15 protein-coding genes are annotated in these 16788 nt (G+C 48.9%); 8 read left to right on the top strand and 7 right to left on the bottom strand.

Annotation, left to right across the window (positions count from 1 at the left end; translation table 11 throughout):
* The first annotated feature begins 472 nt into the window (after positions 1 to 472).
* Both SG35_RS04505 and SG35_RS04500 read left to right on the top strand, forming a co-directional pair.
* The gene (locus tag SG35_RS04505) at positions 473 to 1618 is read left to right on the top strand and encodes an isochorismatase family protein (protein ID WP_044831843.1); all 1146 of its coding nucleotides are present in this window, start codon (positions 473 to 475) and stop codon (positions 1616 to 1618) included.
* Between the two features lie 77 nt (positions 1619 to 1695).
* Positions 1696 to 2181: a GNAT family N-acetyltransferase gene (locus SG35_RS04500; protein WP_160298249.1), complete on the top strand. Its 486-nt coding sequence runs from the start codon at positions 1696 to 1698 to the stop codon at positions 2179 to 2181.
* Positions 2182 to 2414: 233 nt separating this feature from the next.
* Here the strand turns inward: SG35_RS04500 and SG35_RS04495 are convergent, their stop codons facing one another.
* The 3 genes from SG35_RS04495 to SG35_RS04485 form a co-directional block, all read right to left on the bottom strand.
* Positions 2415 to 3689, bottom strand: a complete 1275-nt coding sequence (locus tag SG35_RS04495) for a pre-peptidase C-terminal domain-containing protein (protein WP_044831845.1) — start codon at positions 3687 to 3689, stop codon at positions 2415 to 2417.
* A gap of 298 nt (positions 3690 to 3987) precedes the next feature.
* The gene (locus SG35_RS04490) at positions 3988 to 4974 is read right to left on the bottom strand and encodes an EamA family transporter (RefSeq protein ID WP_063888637.1); all 987 of its coding nucleotides are present in this window, start codon (positions 4972 to 4974) and stop codon (positions 3988 to 3990) included.
* 114 nt (positions 4975 to 5088) lie between these two features.
* Complete coding sequence (locus tag SG35_RS04485) at positions 5089 to 5793, bottom strand: AraC family transcriptional regulator (RefSeq protein ID WP_044831846.1); 705 nt, start codon at positions 5791 to 5793, stop codon at positions 5089 to 5091.
* Positions 5794 to 6044: 251 nt separating this feature from the next.
* Between SG35_RS04485 and SG35_RS04480 the strand changes: the two genes are divergently transcribed.
* The 5 genes from SG35_RS04480 to SG35_RS04460 all read left to right on the top strand — a co-directional run bounded on the left by SG35_RS04480 (position 6045) and on the right by SG35_RS04460 (position 9317).
* Positions 6045 to 6443: a GNAT family N-acetyltransferase gene (locus SG35_RS04480; protein WP_152646539.1), complete on the top strand. Its 399-nt coding sequence runs from the start codon at positions 6045 to 6047 to the stop codon at positions 6441 to 6443.
* 62 nt (positions 6444 to 6505) lie between these two features.
* Positions 6506 to 7393, top strand: coding sequence for a DMT family transporter (locus SG35_RS04475; protein ID WP_201777766.1), 888 nt, complete (start codon positions 6506 to 6508; stop codon positions 7391 to 7393).
* Between the two features lie 8 nt (positions 7394 to 7401).
* Positions 7402 to 8154, top strand: a complete 753-nt coding sequence (locus tag SG35_RS04470) for an alpha/beta hydrolase (protein WP_044831848.1) — start codon at positions 7402 to 7404, stop codon at positions 8152 to 8154.
* A gap of 27 nt (positions 8155 to 8181) precedes the next feature.
* On the top strand, positions 8182 to 8499 hold the full coding sequence (locus tag SG35_RS04465; RefSeq protein ID WP_044831849.1) for a hypothetical protein: 318 nt from the start codon (positions 8182 to 8184) through the stop codon (positions 8497 to 8499).
* Between the two features lie 26 nt (positions 8500 to 8525).
* Positions 8526 to 9317, top strand: coding sequence for a PhzF family phenazine biosynthesis protein (locus SG35_RS04460; protein WP_044831850.1), 792 nt, complete (start codon positions 8526 to 8528; stop codon positions 9315 to 9317).
* A 278-nt stretch (positions 9318 to 9595) separates the two neighbouring features.
* Here the strand turns inward: SG35_RS04460 and SG35_RS04455 are convergent, their stop codons facing one another.
* The 3 genes from SG35_RS04455 to SG35_RS04445 all read right to left on the bottom strand — a co-directional run bounded on the left by SG35_RS04455 (position 9596) and on the right by SG35_RS04445 (position 14274).
* On the bottom strand, positions 9596 to 11605 hold the full coding sequence (locus tag SG35_RS04455; protein WP_053042894.1) for a neutral/alkaline ceramidase: 2010 nt from the start codon (positions 11603 to 11605) through the stop codon (positions 9596 to 9598).
* A gap of 181 nt (positions 11606 to 11786) precedes the next feature.
* Positions 11787 to 12491 (bottom strand): TetR/AcrR family transcriptional regulator, encoded by a 705-nt coding sequence (locus SG35_RS04450; protein WP_053042895.1) that lies wholly within the window; start codon positions 12489 to 12491, stop codon positions 11787 to 11789.
* A gap of 205 nt (positions 12492 to 12696) precedes the next feature.
* Positions 12697 to 14274, bottom strand: coding sequence for a sensor histidine kinase (locus tag SG35_RS04445; protein ID WP_044831851.1), 1578 nt, complete (start codon positions 14272 to 14274; stop codon positions 12697 to 12699).
* Positions 14275 to 14554: 280 nt separating this feature from the next.
* Here SG35_RS04445 and SG35_RS04440 point away from each other — a divergent pair, with 280 nt between their 5' ends.
* A complete protein-coding gene (locus tag SG35_RS04440) occupies positions 14555 to 15172 on the top strand; it encodes an ankyrin repeat domain-containing protein (protein WP_053042896.1) in 618 nt (205 codons plus the stop codon).
* Positions 15173 to 15229: 57 nt separating this feature from the next.
* On the opposite strand, the gene SG35_RS04435 is transcribed toward SG35_RS04440, so the two are convergent.
* Positions 15230 to 16780, bottom strand: a complete 1551-nt coding sequence (locus SG35_RS04435) for a parallel beta-helix domain-containing protein (protein ID WP_044831852.1) — start codon at positions 16778 to 16780, stop codon at positions 15230 to 15232.
* Positions 16781 to 16788 lie beyond the last annotated feature (8 nt).

Genomic DNA, 16788 nt, shown 5'->3' with positions numbered 1-16788 from the left:
TTTACTGTCAGGTAAGGGCTACCGGCATTTTCATTATCAAGGAAAGACTTTCCGGCTCTCCGCCTGCTTTGAAGCTTATCCTCTGCACAAACTCAATCCGATACTGGTTGCTGTCGATCAACCCGTAACTGTCCATTCTGGTCTGCCCAGATAAACTTTCCTGTCGCCTTTAACAACCTTCGTGATATCGTAATTGCTATCAACCGGATTATGCCAGTCCGTACTCTGGTCTAATTACATAAGCTTAAGCATTTAAAAAGAAATGTAAAAATGAAAATTGAATCTGTAACCCCACAGTCAGCTGGATTTCAATACCTTGCATATTATCGCCAACAACCGCTACGTCACTTAGCGTCTTTTTATTCGCCATAACACCAGGTGCAATAAAAAGTACTTATTTAAATAGCATGTTTACCCGGGGTAAACATCAACATTGGTTTTACCTATTTGCCCACATAAGGATACTCACTTTATGCCCACAAATCTCAGGCTTCAAAATACCATAGATCATTTAACAACTTATGCCCGGGATAATTCCGGTTGGTTAAACTTGGGCGATCTGGCTAAATTGCAACAGCGCATCATAGACTACGATCTGACAGATGGCGGCAACAAACTTTCTTTAGCCTGGAACCGATTTGATAAAAACAGGCCGTCAGAAGACTTAAGAAAGGCGATCAGGGCCCATATCATGATGTCATTATATAACCGCGATGTACATCCGGATGGTATCGACGCTTTGGCAACCAAACTTAAAACGACAAAAGACTCGGTTATCTACGATGAAATAAAACAAAAAGTAACGGCTTTTTTACAAACCCCGGCGATCGGCTCTGAAGCATGCAAATACACATTAGCCTCTTTGGGAGGCAGCGGAGGAAGGGCTAAAGCCAACTGTACCCCGACGAAAGAAAGTATACCGCAAGCAATGCGCCGCTATGCCTCAGAAGGCGGGTTAGCAGTAATGTTGATCGATATGCAGACGAATATCTCAGTTGCTTCAACCAATTCACTGGTCGGCAAACAAGGTCAAAAGAAATATGCCGGTAAAACGGTTTTAGAAAATATGATTGAAGTATTAGATACCGCCCTGGAATGTGACCTGATAGTTTATGAGGTCATTATTGATAAGGATGCTGCTCAGGGAGGAAACCCCAAATACGGCACTATCACACCGTTAGCGGAAAAGATGCCGAAGTCCCCTTCTAAATACAGGTTAATATATAAGCCGTTTTTTAATTCTTTTCATGACACCAAATTAGCCCAGAAATTAAAGGCAGATAAGATCACAGATCTAGTGGTTATGGGGCACCATGCAAACCTTTGTGTATTAAATACAATCTTTGGTACTCCCGGTTTTATGCAGGATGTCGGCCACAGAAGGATGAACAGCCAGGAAGAACTGGTAAAAATGTCCACTTTGGGTATGAATCAAGAACTTCGCCGGACAATGACAGATGCTGAAATTCAGCAGACTTTCACCATTACCGAAAAAGAACAGGTAGCCTATATACCGGGATTACTGGAACGGAAAATAAATGTGTTCAGTGCACGTTCGATTTTAGCCAGTGAAGGCGGCAAACTGGATCCGGACTGGGGAATACTTGCCGGCAGATAAGGCGCGTATAAACTTATCAAGCCCCAAACGAATACTTGGCTGTCCATTGCAGATAAATTGAAACGAGGATGAGTGATTTGATTAGAACAGTAAGGCCGGGAGATATAGGTTGGATTATATCGAAACACGGCTTGATTTATTCAAGCGAGTTTAACTTTGATCTTGGTTTTGAAGTTGATATTGCCCGCAAAATCGTTTCACTTATTGACAAAAAAGATGAATTCACGCGGCTATGGCTCAAGGAAGTTGATGGCAACAAGGCGGGCTCAATCGCCGTTTCCAAAGGAGAAAATGGGATAGCCTTTATCAATTTTGTGCTGGTGATGGACCACTACCGGGGTAAAGGAATAGCCCGGGAGCTGATGAATTGTGCGCTGGCTCATGCTGAACAAAATGGCTTCGCCAAGGTTTGCCTGGAAACCTATAGCTGTCTCACCAGCGCCAGAAACCTGTATGCGCAGTTAGGCTTTCGCCTCTCGGAGCCGGTAAAAAGGTTACGTCAATATAACCAAAATATTGACCAGGAATTCTGGGAGCTGGACTTGCACAACAAAAGTACATAACGGCCGGGTTATGCCATCCTGTAAAATCGGCTATGTTAGCCAGAGGAAGACGGGGTTTATCAGGGGATATTGGTTGCTTTTATTAACGCCTGGTATCTCTTCCCCGCGCCGGCTTTACAAGATAAATCACAATACTGGTTTAAAAAAGGCGAAGCATATGTCCTTACGCTTCGCCTGGGAGCTTTCCTGCTTTAAAGCAGCATCAACTCAGGTAATATCTGCTCGTTAACTCATCATTTTTCTGAGCTGTTCTTATTGGCTTTAGTGACGGCTTCCAGACGGATACCGCTATAGTCACTATAACCATAGAGTGACAAGGTCCAGGCTCCGGATTTGGGCGCCGTGATCACACAAGCCTGCTGGTGGCCATTGACCTGGGTTTTACAGACATAATCGCTGCGTGTCGCCCCTTGCTTGCCGTTATTCACATACAGCCCGGCCTCCCCTTTGCCGCCCCTGATAGCCACGCTCAGCTCGGCGGAGTTATCCGGCACCAGGAAATCAAAATGCTGCCAGGAGAGCTGTTTACCGGTAATATCCTGTTTTGTAAAGCTTGCATCGCTAGCTGTCCGGACAGCACTGCTGTTGAGCACGGCAATTAACGGCTGATGGTCCGATGCGTCGGCATTCCAATCGTAATAGGCTTCTTTGACCACCAGGTCTTTGTCGGCAAAAATGTGATCTATACCACGCGCCGCCCGGCGATTATTCCGATCTTCCACGTTCAGGGTTAACCAGGTATCCTGGTAACCTCCGTCCACTATGGTCTTGATTGCCGGGTCGTCCAAATCGCCATATTCAAAATCTCCCAACAGGATAGGTGTCGCACCGTATTGATTTCTCAGTAATTCGCCCTGTTCAACCGCCTTGTTGGACATATACTGAAAGACCCGGTGCAATAGCTCGCGGAAATATTCCAGCCTGGCCGGATCATCCGGGGCGCCGCGTTCAGGTTCCGGGTAGGTTTCATAATGGGTATTCATGATGCTGTAGCGCTTACCGTCATTATCTTCAACCACCAGCCAGGTCAGGTAACGAAACTCAACAAAGGTATGGTCTTTATGAAACAAGTCATGCAGATCCCATAAGTCCTGCCATTGTGACTGGCTGATTTCATCGGTAAAGTTTAAAATCACACTACCATTGGCTATCGGGGTAAAACGACTGGTGTCCAGGGCTATCGGGGCGCAATTCCTGTGGCCAATTTCCTGGTTCCAGCGGAAAAAATGCCATTTACTTCCCGCCAGGGCACGCTCAAGCGCAGACTGCTGATCGTCGGTATCACTTCGCCTCAGTGCCGGCAAAGCTTCCTGAAAGGCAACGATATCAGGATTTAAACGACGGGTGGTTTCGGCAACATCAAGCATCCGGCTTTCCCAGCCGCTACCGGCCAGGACGTTATAGCTCATTATTTTAATTTCATCGGCAAACACCAAAGGGCTGGCTAATACGGCACATAACCCCCAAACAGCCCTGCTGCGGATAAAACACGTATTCTTTTTTATCATGATTATCTCCATTTAATCATTTTTGTGTAACCCCCCTGGCAAAGTGTATAAAACCAGCGGTGCCAGCGGAGCAAGATGTCAGGCGCTCCTTTTACCTTGCTTCATCAGCGCCCAACAAACATTAGTATACTGTATACAAAATATCAATGGGTTAACCACTTATTTAAAAATAAAGTGAAAAGTGCCTGAACGGGTTAAGGCCAGGACTGGCTTGACAGGCTTTTAACTGGCGCTGGCCATAACCTTAGCGATAATACCTAAGCCGGAAAAACAAATAACCAGGCAAGTAAATGGCCTGTTAACTAACCGGGCCAATGCGTTCGGCCTTAACCGCTAACGCTTTATTTGCCTGGCTATCTGCTGCTTTTGCCTGATGAAGCTGCTTCTTATCGGCGGGCTTGTTATTGGCAGGCTTTTTATTCGCAATCAGGGCACCAAGCAGTATCAGAGCCAGGGCAATTAAAATATTCATAGACCAGGCATTGTAACCAGCCAGCGCCAGCAACACCGAGGATATCAAAGGGCTGCAAAAACTCATTGATGCCAGCAATTGGCTATTGCCTTTTTTCAGCCCGAGATCCCACAAATAGAAAGCCCCTCCTACCGGCCCTAATCCCAGCAGGATGATCCCCAGCCATTGTTCACCATCGAACTGCCACAAGCCGAAAACCCGGGAAGATGATGACAGCCCGCCTGATAGCGGACTTTCCAACAAGAAGTGAGCCGCTAAGGACAGCAAGGCAACGGCCAGGGATAACCAGCCGATATTATCAAGCTCGCCGCCGAATCTCGACAAATACCAGGAATAGCTTGACCATATCAGAGCGCAAGCCCCTGCCAGGACATAGCCTAAAACAAACTCAGCATTAAAACTTATTTCACCATCCCCCAGGATAATAAAACCTATACCGATAAAACCGATAATACCGCCTGCCAGGGCCCGAAGCCGGGTCGCTTTACCGGCAAGCAGAATTGCCAGCAGCATAGGCCAAAAATAACAAATCAAGCTCACTGCTATTGCCGGAGCATGCTTAAGGGCGATGAAATAACAAAAATGAAAACCAAAAAGCGCCCCCGTGCCCAAAAGCCACTGTGGTAAAGTCATCGCCGGTTTGCAAAGCAGCGGCTGCCCGATTAAAAAGCGCCTGACAAACATCAGCAAAGCGGATATAAAAAAGCACATAAAGAGTAATTGAAACGCAGGAATAGCCTTGGTATTAACGCCTAGCAGGGCAAGGGCGCCCCACATCACTATTGCCAGGGCACCATAAATTGTCGCCATCATAAAATTTCTATAAAAGTTACCATAGCAATATTGTCGATGAATTGTGTTTGCTTGTGTGTGCAGATAAGACGCTTTTATCAACACAAAAGACGCAGTTCATCGCTTTATAACGCACTAGCGCACAAAAGTTTTCGGACTGGTGCCAAAATACTGCTTGAACCTGCGGCTAAAGGCCGAGGCATTCTGGTAGCCCACCCGCTCGGCTATCAGGCTGACCGGAATGTCGGTATGAGTAAGCAGGGCTTTAGCCTTTTCCATACGCAGCTTAGTGATATAAACCTGAAAGCTGACGCCCAGACTTTCCTTAAACACCTTTTTAAACTGGGTCGGGCTTAAGCAAGCGACCTGGGCCAGGGCCGTTAACGAGTGTGCCCGACTAAGATCTTGGCTGATCACATCAAGCACCTGCTCAATTCTTTTATCTATACGCCTGGCACAGCTTTGCTGTGCCAACAATTGCTGAAACAACTCATAAGTTAACGACTCCAGTTCCCGGTTCACCTGGTGCTGCAATTGCTGTTCGATAAAATGAATAAAAGCCACCAGCGGGGCATTAACGGCAAACTTCTCCTCGGCAGAGGACATCATCTTGGCGGGCAAACGGCTGGTATCCAGCACCAGAAAACGCGCCTCTTCCGGCGCCTTAAAGTCATGCCTTTGCCCGGCTTTGATAATCACGCAATCTCCCGGGCTGACCAGGCCAAAAAAATCCCCGACGGAGATATAAATAGAGCCGTGCAGGGGCAGTACCAGTTGGTGGTACTCATGGTAATGGCCCCGCATTTCATTGCTGTAAGCGCGTATCGAAAAATGATCCATATAAACTGATAATGCCTTGATCACATGTCTTTAGTGAAATAAAAGTACAAATAGATTAACAACTTAAATAACAGCTTTAGCATAACACTAAATTTTTATTCAGCACCATGCAATCAGGCAAACAAAACAGGGTCACCGCTGCCGGCGAGGTAGCCCGATATTGAAGCGGCGTTTCGGTTCTGATATAACAAGATACCCCACTCTACTTAGCTATGACTGTAATCCCCGAGATGACGCCAGAAAAATATACCATGAGCAACCTAAGTCCCTCGGTTGCTGAATTCGCCGGTTTGCGAGAGAAAATCGGCTGGGGACAAACCGACAAAGCTATGGCCGCAACCAGTCTGGCCAACTCCCTGTTTCATGTGCTGCTCAGGGATCAGGATAAACTTATCGCCATGGGGCGGGTGATCGGCGATGGCGCGATGTTTTTTTATATTCAGGATGTGATCGTAGACCCGGATTATCAACAACAGGGGCTTGGGCATATCATTATGAAACAAATAGAAAGCTATCTGTTAACAGCAGCAAAAACAGGCGCTACCGTAGGACTGTTGGCGGCCCGGGGAAAGGAAGGGTTTTATCGCCGTTACGGCTACCGGGACAGGTGCGGAGAAACATTAGGCCTGGGCATGTGTAAATTTGTCTAAGCCACCGCCGTTGTTTAATGCCGTTTAACCGCTAAATTTTATTCACCAGGAGTAATATCTAAATGCATGCCTTTATATGGATGTCGGGCGCAATCGCCTCCTTTTGCCTGTTGGCAATAGGCGGCAGGGAACTCAGCGCTGGCTTGCCTATTACACCAATGCTGTTTTTCCGCAGCCTGATAAGTCTGACTTTTATCTCCCTGGTGCTCTGTTTTATCAAAGAAAAATCCCTGATCAGGGTCAACAGACTGCCCCTGCACGGTTTTAGAAACCTGGTTCATTTTGCCGGACAATATTTTTGGTTTTTGGCCATGGGCTTACTGCCGCTGGCAGAGGTGTTTGCGCTGGAGTTTACCGTGCCGCTGTGGACCGCCCTGATTGCCGCCCTGGTGCTTAAGGAAAAAATCACCTTACGCAAATCCGCTGCCATCGTTTTAGGCATTTTCGGTGTGCTGGTAATAGTCCAACCCGGGGTGGCCATGTTCGAGGTCGGCGCCTTGGTTGCCCTGGCGGCCGCCGTCTGTTACGCCCTTGCCCATACTGCGGTAAAATCCCTTTCCAGCACGGAAAAACCCGTCGCTATCCTGTTTTATATGTCTTTGCTGCAGCTGCCTATTGCCCTGTGTTTTGCCCTGCCCCAGTGGCAATGGCCCCAAGGCATACAGTGGCTGTGGCTGACCCTGATGGGGCTGGCCGCCTTAAGCGCCCATTACTGTATCACCCGGGCTATGCTGTCAACCGAAGTCACCACAGTGGTCACCCTGGATTTTTTGCGCCTGCCGTTAATCGCGTTAGTCGGCGGCCTGCTCTATCAGGAAGAGGTAGGCTTATCGCTTTTTGCCGGTGCGGCTCTGATGCTCACGGGTAACCTGATTAATTTGGCGAAGCCTGCCGCCGAAAAGCCCCGGCAGGCAGACAAACAGCAAGCTGCTGTTCCCGATAGGCTATAGTAAAGCTTATGCTGAAATTACTCTGCTCTTTGCTGATAATCTATTTCGCCCTGGGAAGCTTGCTGTTTGTGATGCAACGTAGCTTGATTTATTTCCCGAGCAGCACCGTCGATCACGGCTACCCGGAGCTTGAATTTGCCAGCCAGGGACAAGTCATTAAAACCATCCTGGTCAACGGCGGCCAGAAAAAGGCACTGTTATATTTTGGCGGCAATGCCGAAACTGTGGCCTTCAACGCCGTTGACTTTACCCGGGCATTACCGGATCACAGCATTTACCTGGTGAATTACCGCGGCTACGGCGGCAGCAGCGGCAGCCCGAATGAACAGGGACTTTATAGCGATGCCCTGGCCATTTATGATCGGCTATCCGGGCAACATAGCAGTATTGGCGTGATCGGCCGCAGCTTGGGCAGCGGTATCGCCAGCTACCTGGCAGCCAAGCGGGATATCTCCCACCTGGTACTGGTGACCCCTTTTGGTAGCATAGAAGCAGTCGCCCAGGCACAGTTTCCCATCTATCCGATGAAGTACCTGCTAAAAGACAAATATAATTCCGCCGCCAGAAGCAAAGACATCAAGGCCAAAGTCTTGCTGGTGATTGCAGAGCATGACAGGGTCATTGCCCAGGTGCACAGCGATAAGCTGGTCACGGCTTATACCCCCCTGAAACCTCAGGTGGAATTAATAAAAAATGCCGATCACAATGATATTTCTCAATATCCCAAGTATTATCAAGTTATTCAAACTTTCTTAAAGTAGCAGCCCCATAAGCTAAACGGAGAAAAAATGACCTGGATATGTCAAAACTGCAATACCGATGTCGAAGATGACAGCTTCGAGGTTTGCTGGAAATGCAACTGTGCCAGGGGCGTGCTCAATACCACGACAGAAAATCCCAGCCATTTGTTTCCAAATGCACAGCTCTATATTTCAAAACCCCATTCGGTCACCTATAAAGTATTTCGCGGCAGCTTTGCCAACTGGGATGAATTATTCACCAGCGCCTGTGAATTTGCGTCTACTTTAAAGCCAAAGCAACTGATCAACATTTCCCATTCGGTGAGCGACTCAGATGGCCTGGTGACGGTTTGGTACCGGGAATAACCACTTCAGTTAACAGCAGGTAAATGATGAAAATAAGCATATATCAGGTAGACGCTTTCGCCGCCAAAGTATTCGAAGGTAACCCCGCCGCGGTCTGTCCGTTAGGCCACTGGCTTGATGACGAACTGCTGCAAAAAATTGCCGCAGCCAATAATTTATCGGAAACCGCTTTTATCGTGCCGGGTGAAAATAACGGTGAACAAGGCATTGAACTTCGCTGGTTTACGCCTAAGGGAGAGGTAGATCTGTGCGGTCATGCCACCCTGGCCAGCGCCCATGTGTTATATCAACATTTAGGTTTTAACGAGCCGGAAATCCGCTTTAAAAGCCGAAGCGGCGAGCTGAGGGTAACCAAGGTAAGCCAGGGTTATTGTCTGGACTTTCCCGCCTCTGCATCCCGGGATACTCCTCCGCCGATGGCATTATTGGCCGGATTAACAATCACACCGACAGCCGTACTGGCCGGCACCGATTACCTGGTTGTCCTCAGCAATGAAGAAGAAGTCAAAAACCTTACCCCGGATTATGCCGCCTGGTATAACCTGGATTTAAGGGGGGTGATAGTGACGGCTCCCGGGAACGAGGTCGATTTTGTCAGCCGCTGTTTTTACCCGAAATATCGCGTGAATGAAGATCCGGTGACCGGCTCCGCCCACTGCCAGCTTGCTCCCTACTGGCAGGCGCGGCTAAACCGCAAGGTGTTAACCGCTAAACAGCTATCCGAGCGCACCGGCCAGCTCACCTGCGAGCTCAAAGGCGACCGGGTATTATTAACCGGCGGCGCCGCCGATTATATGGCCGGGGAAATAAACCTGTAGCCGTTAAAAAGCGCCATGCCTGCTCATGCTTATAGTCTAGACTAGATTAGATTAAATCCTGCAAATAAGAGCCATTCCTGCTCGTCCTGAGCCCATGACATACATTACTTCCTGTAATAATCGTCATTCCTGCTCGTCCTGAGCCCATGACATACATTACTTCCTGTAATAATCGTCATTCCTGCTCGTCCTGGGCCCATGACATACATTACTTCCTGTAATTAAAGCTAAGGCACTTTCACCTTAGCTTTGATGTTACTTGCTGAGCCAGCTTGAGGCTAATTTACGCTAAAGGATTTAGATTTGCCGGTGAAGCGATGGATATTGCCGGTCCAGCCATTTTTATAAGCGCCGTAATGCAGGATACGGTATTCCCCGCTTGGAGCATCTGCGGGGATATTCCAGGAGATTTCCGCACGTGAGCTGCCCCATACGGGATCGATACGCTTCCAGCGGTAAAAGGTTTCCCAGTCGTTATCATCGGCGACTTTTTGCCAGTTACCCGCCACTTTCCTCTGCACCTCCAGATAAGTGCTCTGGGTTTTTAAATCATTTTTCGGGTGCCCGGTCCAGAAGCTGACAAAAGCCGTTTGCCCTTTGCCGTAGCTGGAGTTAACCTGCTGATGGACATCGCCAAAAGAAGTAAAGATCGGGGTATTATCCAGTACCACACCGGTCTGGAAGGTCAGCTGCTGATCCGCCAATTCCCTTAAAGCCGGTCCGGCTTCCACCTGGGTATTCTGCTTGATTGCCCGCGCCAGCTTGGTAAATTCCTGCTGGTATCCCGCCAGAGTATGGGGGCCGAAAATGGTATGGCCGCCTTCGTAATGCTGGGCGGCATATTCTTCCCGGGTGGAGACATAACCGGCATAGGTATTGGCCAGGCCGGACAAGACCACATGATCGACCTCCCCCGCCAGTTCCGCCTGCACCGTGGCCATTAACCTGCGCCCCGCCATGGTAGTGATTTCAGACGGCAGGGCAACCACCGCCAAGCGCCCGATTTTCAGCAGCTGCAGCGGCAAAACATCCGGGGTCCAGGGCACAGGCTCTACCAAGCCCGTCGCCAGCAGAATTTCTTTTTCCGCGTGACATTCCCGAAGCGAATCCGGGGCCACGGCAATCAGGGAAGTCACCATAGTAAACAGCGGATTGGCACTGTTATCTCCTTCATGAAACCAGTCCGGGCCCTTACCGTCTTCGGTGCCGGCGGCAAAGGCATAACCTAAGGCGGCATCACAGGTGCTGCTGGCACTTTCCCCGGAATATTCCGAAGCCACCGCCAGTTTCGAGAAATCAACAAAGGTATGGCGGTAGCTGATATCGCCGCCCAGGGGCTGGCTGGCACTTAAATAAAGCGCTTTCGCTTTATCATATTGCCGCTGACCGATAATTTGCGTGCTTTCCAGCTCTGTGCTGCCGGGGCCGGTGCCGTCAAGGTTTAAGTTGGGGCTGACATCCCCGGCATTGGCCTGGGCAAAAGCGGCGACAAAACCTTGCTTACTCAGATAATCCAGGCCCATGTCCCGTTCAAAAAGATAGGAGGCATAACCCTTGTTATCGGCAGAAATCAGGGTATTGCTGCTGCTCATGGACACAGGGTGCACCGGGAACCAGTTCCACTGGGCATAATCCTGGCTGTTTTTCGTGAATTTCAGCAAGGTCATGCTATGTTCGACATTGTCGTCATAACGGCTTTTTTCTGCCGCCGGATTGGCCTGGTAGGCTTCATCGCTGCGGTTTACGCTGACATTGTACAGCTCTCCCTGGTTGATTTTAATTTCTCCGGGGCTCAGCTCCTGGTGCGCCTGGTCTATCGCCGCAACTATGCCGTCAACAACCGCATGGTAGTTCTGTTCGATATAACCCAAAGATGTCAGGTTGGTAAGGGCATAATGAGAGAGGCCGCCGGGACCTGAATGGGTGTGGGTGGGGGATAACATCACATTGGCATCGAGATAGAGGTCGCCGTATTTTTGCTTGAGCTTGGCCACCACCCCTTGTTTCACCGACTGGGTCAACATACCCAGGTCGGCACTGACCATCACCACCCGCTGGTTGATATTGTCATTTTCGGCAATGATAAACGCGCGGGCATGCAACCGGGTATGGATACCTGAGCTGATCTGCTCTAAGTCGGCATACCCCAACATGCCGACTTCCGCCGCCGGCCCGGTAATATCATGTATGCCCCGGCCAATTTGAAAATCCCCCGCCTGGGTGACACCAACGCAGGCAAGTAATGCCGCAGGTACTATTCTCCTGATGCTCGTCCTTATTATTTTCATTTTTTCTTCCTGTTAGCTTGTCATGTTCCCGGCCGCTAACGGGAGTCGGGAGCATGTCTTATATTTGGACTCCCGGCCCGAAAGACTGTGCTAATCTTCAGAGAAAAAATAAGTAGCTCTTACTTCCCTTATTACCGCTCTTCCCTGGTATTTTTATCTGTTTTTATGCCTGTGTTTCTGATCACCCCTGTTGCTCGCAAATGCTCAATAAATACGCCTTTGCCATTTGCTTGGCTTCCCCGATATAAGCCTTTGCTTCTTCCGGTGTTGCCGACATCGCCAGACGTAACACCGCCCCCACCGCCCTGGGCAACATAGTGCTGATGATCCTTAACTGTGCTTCGCTGACCTTGGGAAATAATTGCCGGGTTTGCCGATAGAATACCAGGCCGTGATAATGCAGTTCCTGATCGTCAAGCACCTGCAATTCGGGAATACTGGCCATAGCCCCCCATACCGCACTGAACCCGGGCTGATAACAATAAAAATTGGCATAAACATCGATGATCTTATCAACGCTTGCCAACAGTTGCTGCCGGCCCAGCTGATGCTCACTGTGATCGCCGCTATTTATGCCACTGCCCGCCTGAGACTGGCTTGTTTCCTGTCCCCCTTGTACAGGCTTTTCCGGTAAAAAGAGACAGTCAAATTCCTGTTTGAGTTTATCCATATGTAACTGGGCCAGCGCTTTAATCACCGCATTTTTATCGGGAAAATAGCGGTATAAAGAGCTGCGGGTAATTTCCGCCTTAGTGGCAATATCCGATAACGTCACCGCATCCAGGCCGCGGCATTCAAATAACTCACCGGCGATTTCCAGTATCTTGCTGACCCGGCTTTGGCTGCGCTGCTGCTTTGGATTGATTCTTATTATTCTTGCTGACACGTCCGCTCACCTGACTACTTTTTATCCAAGTCGTTTAAGAGTAGCTAAAAAGTGACAACCTGTCACATTTTTTATCATAAAAAATCAATAGCCAATTTCTGACGGCAAAAGAGAATAAAGGTGGAACTGCAACAGCAGTCGCAAGAAAGAAAAATGAAACACTCAGGTGAAAGCGGGATGAAGCAATCGCTAACGGCTTGGAGGTTTAGGCGTCGGCAAGCTTTTTAGAGTCGGCATGCACTATCGGCACCCGGACCTGGAAACAGCAACCTTTGTCGACATCCAGACATTTGATAACACCGCCAAGTTTGGCATCGACCAGGTTAAAAACAATATTAAGCCCGAGGCCGGAGCCTCCCTGGCCGCGCTTGGTGGTAACAAAGGGATCGAAGACCCGTTTTTTAATGCCTTTATTAATGCCGACACCATCGTCTTTATACAACAAGGTCAGGTAACCGTCTTCTTCGGTGAAAGAGATGGAAATATTGCCGGTATCCCGCCCTTCAAAACCGTGGACATGAGAATTCATTAAAAAGTTGGTTAAGATCTGGTTCCAGGCACTGGGGTAGGTCACCAGGGAAAGTTCGGGATCTATATCCAGGTGAATTTGATATTTTTTATGCTTAAACATAGTTTTCACCGTGTTCACTATATCATGCACCTGGCGGGACAAATTAATCTTCAATTCGGGATCGGTATGTTGTTCAACCGCCACCGATTTAAAACCGCGGATCAGCTCCACCGATTTGTTCAAACTACGCTCTATGATCAACTGGTATTCGGTCAGCACGCTTAAAGTCGAGGACAAATGAGACTTGGTGAGTTCCTGCGAGTCCACCGCCCGCTTTAACGCATCGACTTTTTCTTTGAGGGCGGTAATGGAAGTGACACAGATCCCCAAAGGTGTGTTGACTTCATGGGCAACCCCCGCCACCAGTTGACCCAGGGAAGCCATCTTTTCCGACTGCACCAGTTGATCTTTTGCCAGGGTCAGATCATCCAGCGATTGCTGCAATTGTTGATTGCTGTGCTCTAATTTGGCGGTGCGGTCATACACTTTCACTTCCAGCTCACCATTAAGCTGGATCAGGGCATTTTCCGCCACTTCCCGTTTTTGAATATCGCTTTTTAAGGTCAGGCGCATATCATTGATAGCATCCACCAGCAGATCTAACTCATCTTTTTTACCGGGACGGTTCGACAGGCTTAATTCGGTATTGAGATTATCGCTGGCCAACTCCTGCGAGTAATGGGTAATACGGTAAAGATGGCGGGTGATCAGCAAGTGAACAATAAAGACAATACACAGGGCGACAATAAAAATTTTGATAAATTCTGAAGTGATAATAAAACCGGCCCTTTGCCACAGCCGCTGATAAATATCCTGATAATCGGCGAACACCTTTAAGGTGCCGATATCATTATCCCCGTAAAAAACCGGGTATTCCATGTCGTCCTCGGCCACCACATCCGGATCTCCGAACTCATAAATGTTGCCTAAGCCGGTAACGATTTTTGCATAACGAATATCCGGCAGCTGCACTATGCCCTGAATTTGCTGTTGTACTAAAGGTTCGTTGAAGTCCCAGAGACTGGTGGCAATGGAGGGAATATAACTGATTTCAATATTGACAAAGCGTTGTTTTAACGCGGATAAATCATCATTATAATCGGCATAGAGTTGTACCGAGGTGGTGCATAAAGATAGCACAGAGCTGCAAAGCAAAATATAAACCAATACCCGCTGACTTAATTTATTATTGGAAAACAGTGCTTTACTCATCAAAATAGCTCAATAGACCTCAATAAAAGTAAGCCATGGTACCTGCCTAATCTTGTTCCATTTAAGGCAGGTAAGAACAGAAAGTCAATACCAATTAGCGTTAATTATACACAATCAAAGAATTACTGCTTTTTGGCCATGTTTTTTATCGGCAGCGCCACCGGCAAGCAATAAAAATAAATAAAAATAAATAAAAAGAGAAATTTTCAAACTTTATCCCCATTGCCGGCGACTTTATCTATAACAGAAGCTTTTCCACGAAAATGAAAGGATAATAACAATGAAGGTATTGCTCCCGGCCACAGCGTTCAGCTTAAGCTTAGCCCTGGTTGCCACCACCAGTTTTTCACATGATGAGCCAAAACACTCAATTTCAACCCAATCGCCTGTCCATAGCAGCAACAGCGCAGCGGATAGCCTGATGGCAGCGATTAGCAACAATGATCAGCAGGCATTAACTGCACTGCTCAATTCCGCCCTGGATGTTAACCAGCTGCTCCCCGGTGACGGCACCGCCTTAATCATCGCCGCCAGGCAAGGCAAGCTGGCAATGATCAAGACTTTGCTGCAGCAGGGGGCAGATGTAAATCAAATAACCAGGAGCGACGGCACGGCATTAACCGCTGCCGCCATGGCAAACCAAGTGGAAGCTGCCGCCTTGCTTTATCAGCGCGGCGCCGACATCAATGCCGTAGCCCCCGACGATGAAACCGCCTTAATTACCGCTTCCCGCAGTGGCCACCTGGCGATGGTAAAGTTTTTAGTGGAAAACGGCGCCGATGTTAACCTGGCGGTCAAGGCCAAGACCTTGAACGGCAGCACCTTGAGGAGCCCGCTAAGCGGTGCAAAAAATCCGGCAATCCGCGAATACCTGTTGAGCATGGGAGCAAAAAGCTAACAAGCCCAAAAGCAGATTTTCCCCCGAAACAGTTTGTCCAGGGGGAGCCCTGCCAGGTTAATTTGTGGCGCTCAACATATACCTGGCCACCGCCAGCCGGGTTTCCTTGTCCAGGTAGTTTTGCGGCGGCATCGGCGGATAATCTTCACGTTTTTTGGTGGGTTGTTCAATCCAGTCCGCCAGTCCCTGCGGGTTATCCATATACAGCGCCTGGATAATTTCCACCGGCGGCCCTATCATGCGCCCGGTGTAGGTATGGCAGCCGGTGCAAATGCCCAGGTAAACCACCTTGCCCCGCTCCGACGGATCTATCTCCCGCGCCGGTACCGGCTCATCCAAAAGGTAGGTATCTATTGCCGCGGTATGGCTGAAATCACATTTTTTCCACTTACCTACTCCCAGGGTAAAATAACGCTGCGGATTAAGGATGCAGCTGTCACGGCTCTGCCCCACCCTGACGATATCCGGGTTGCCGCTTTTAAACTCGGTCAGCATCAGCACTTTGACTTCATCCAGGGTATCGTAACCGTTGTTGATCATGGTATTGTCCAGCAGCATCACCTTATCCGGGCTGGGATCCGATTCGGGATCTAAGGTGATATTGGCGGCATTGTCGTGGTCGGTGATGATAATACCTGCGGTTTTATTATCGGAAATGATGTTGCCTTCGACGATAACTTCATCCGCCGCCATGATCAAAATCCCCGTACCTGCCGGGATCCCGGAAACGGTCGAGCCGGGGGCGCCGAAGTTTTTATGGTTATTGCCGATGACAAAATTATTGCGGATGATGACATCATAAGTGGTTTTAATCGGCAGCCCCGGGGTAATAAAGGCGAGAATGCCGCCGGTATTGTTGTGGACATAATTGTTTTCCACGATCGCATGACGGGAGTTTTCGATTTCGATACCGGCAACGCTGTCAAAAACATCGTTATGGGCAACATGGATATTATCGCTCATGCCGACATAAATGGCGGCATCTTCAATACCCGAGATAACATTAAATTCTACGATGCCGTTCTTGCCCAGCTGGGGGAAAATGCCGTACACCCCGGTGTCGACAATAATATTGTTGCGGATCTCAAAATTGTTGCCCGCCTGCCCCATAATGCCGTTGCCTTTATAGCGGGTGATTTTTAAGTTCTCCACCACGATATTATTGCCGGAATATAAAATAGCGTCGTTGAGCAACTCTTTGCCGTCCAGGGTTGCGCGTTCACCTTGCTCTATCACGCCAATCAAGCGGATATCGTCTTTATCTATGTAGACGGTTTCGTGATAATTGCCGGGGAAAATTTGTATGCTATCCCCGGGACTCGCCGCCTTTACCGCCGCCATGATCGAATCGCCGTCTTTCACCACATGGACTTTTCCCTCGCTGCTGCGGCGGGGAACCGCACTTGCCTTGCCGTTTTTCCCCTTGCTATTTCTTGCCTTATCTGGCTCAGCCCCTGCATGCTGGTAACCAAGATAACTTGCCCCCTCGCTGCTGCTTGTGACCGGGAGATTACTGTGCCCGCTGCTGCTTAGGTATTTGGCACAAACGATCCCGGCGGTAAACGCCAGGGCGATTAACAGCGTGGTGAAAGTCCGCCTTATTTTCATATCCCCTC

The organism is Thalassomonas actiniarum (assembly GCF_000948975.2).
GTDB classification, from domain to species: domain Bacteria; phylum Pseudomonadota; class Gammaproteobacteria; order Enterobacterales; family Alteromonadaceae; genus Thalassomonas; species Thalassomonas actiniarum.
Note: the sequence above shows the minus strand (reverse complement) of the source record. Positions and strands in the feature narration are given on the sequence as shown.

What these genes read in the sequence shown, in the direction of transcription:
- SG35_RS04480 (WP_152646539.1), top strand. Translation starts at nt 6,045, where the DNA reads ATGAGCAACCTAAGTCCCTCGGTTGCTGAATTCGCCGGTTTGCGAGAG.
- SG35_RS04465 (WP_044831849.1), top strand. Translation starts at nt 8,182, where the DNA reads ATGACCTGGATATGTCAAAACTGCAATACCGATGTCGAAGATGACAGC.
- SG35_RS04490 (WP_063888637.1), bottom strand. Translation starts at nt 4,974, where the DNA reads ATGATGGCGACAATTTATGGTGCCCTGGCAATAGTGATGTGGGGCGCC.
- SG35_RS04470 (WP_044831848.1), top strand. Translation starts at nt 7,402, where the DNA reads ATGCTGAAATTACTCTGCTCTTTGCTGATAATCTATTTCGCCCTGGGA.
- SG35_RS04475 (WP_201777766.1), top strand. Translation starts at nt 6,506, where the DNA reads ATGCATGCCTTTATATGGATGTCGGGCGCAATCGCCTCCTTTTGCCTG.
- SG35_RS04495 (WP_044831845.1), bottom strand. Translation starts at nt 3,689, where the DNA reads ATGATAAAAAAGAATACGTGTTTTATCCGCAGCAGGGCTGTTTGGGGG.
- SG35_RS04445 (WP_044831851.1), bottom strand. Translation starts at nt 14,274, where the DNA reads ATGAGTAAAGCACTGTTTTCCAATAATAAATTAAGTCAGCGGGTATTG.
- SG35_RS04455 (WP_053042894.1), bottom strand. Translation starts at nt 11,605, where the DNA reads ATGAAAATAATAAGGACGAGCATCAGGAGAATAGTACCTGCGGCATTA.
- SG35_RS04485 (WP_044831846.1), bottom strand. Translation starts at nt 5,793, where the DNA reads ATGGATCATTTTTCGATACGCGCTTACAGCAATGAAATGCGGGGCCAT.
- SG35_RS04435 (WP_044831852.1), bottom strand. Translation starts at nt 16,780, where the DNA reads ATGAAAATAAGGCGGACTTTCACCACGCTGTTAATCGCCCTGGCGTTT.
- SG35_RS04460 (WP_044831850.1), top strand. Translation starts at nt 8,526, where the DNA reads ATGAAAATAAGCATATATCAGGTAGACGCTTTCGCCGCCAAAGTATTC.
- SG35_RS04505 (WP_044831843.1), top strand. Translation starts at nt 473, where the DNA reads ATGCCCACAAATCTCAGGCTTCAAAATACCATAGATCATTTAACAACT.
- SG35_RS04440 (WP_053042896.1), top strand. Translation starts at nt 14,555, where the DNA reads ATGAAGGTATTGCTCCCGGCCACAGCGTTCAGCTTAAGCTTAGCCCTG.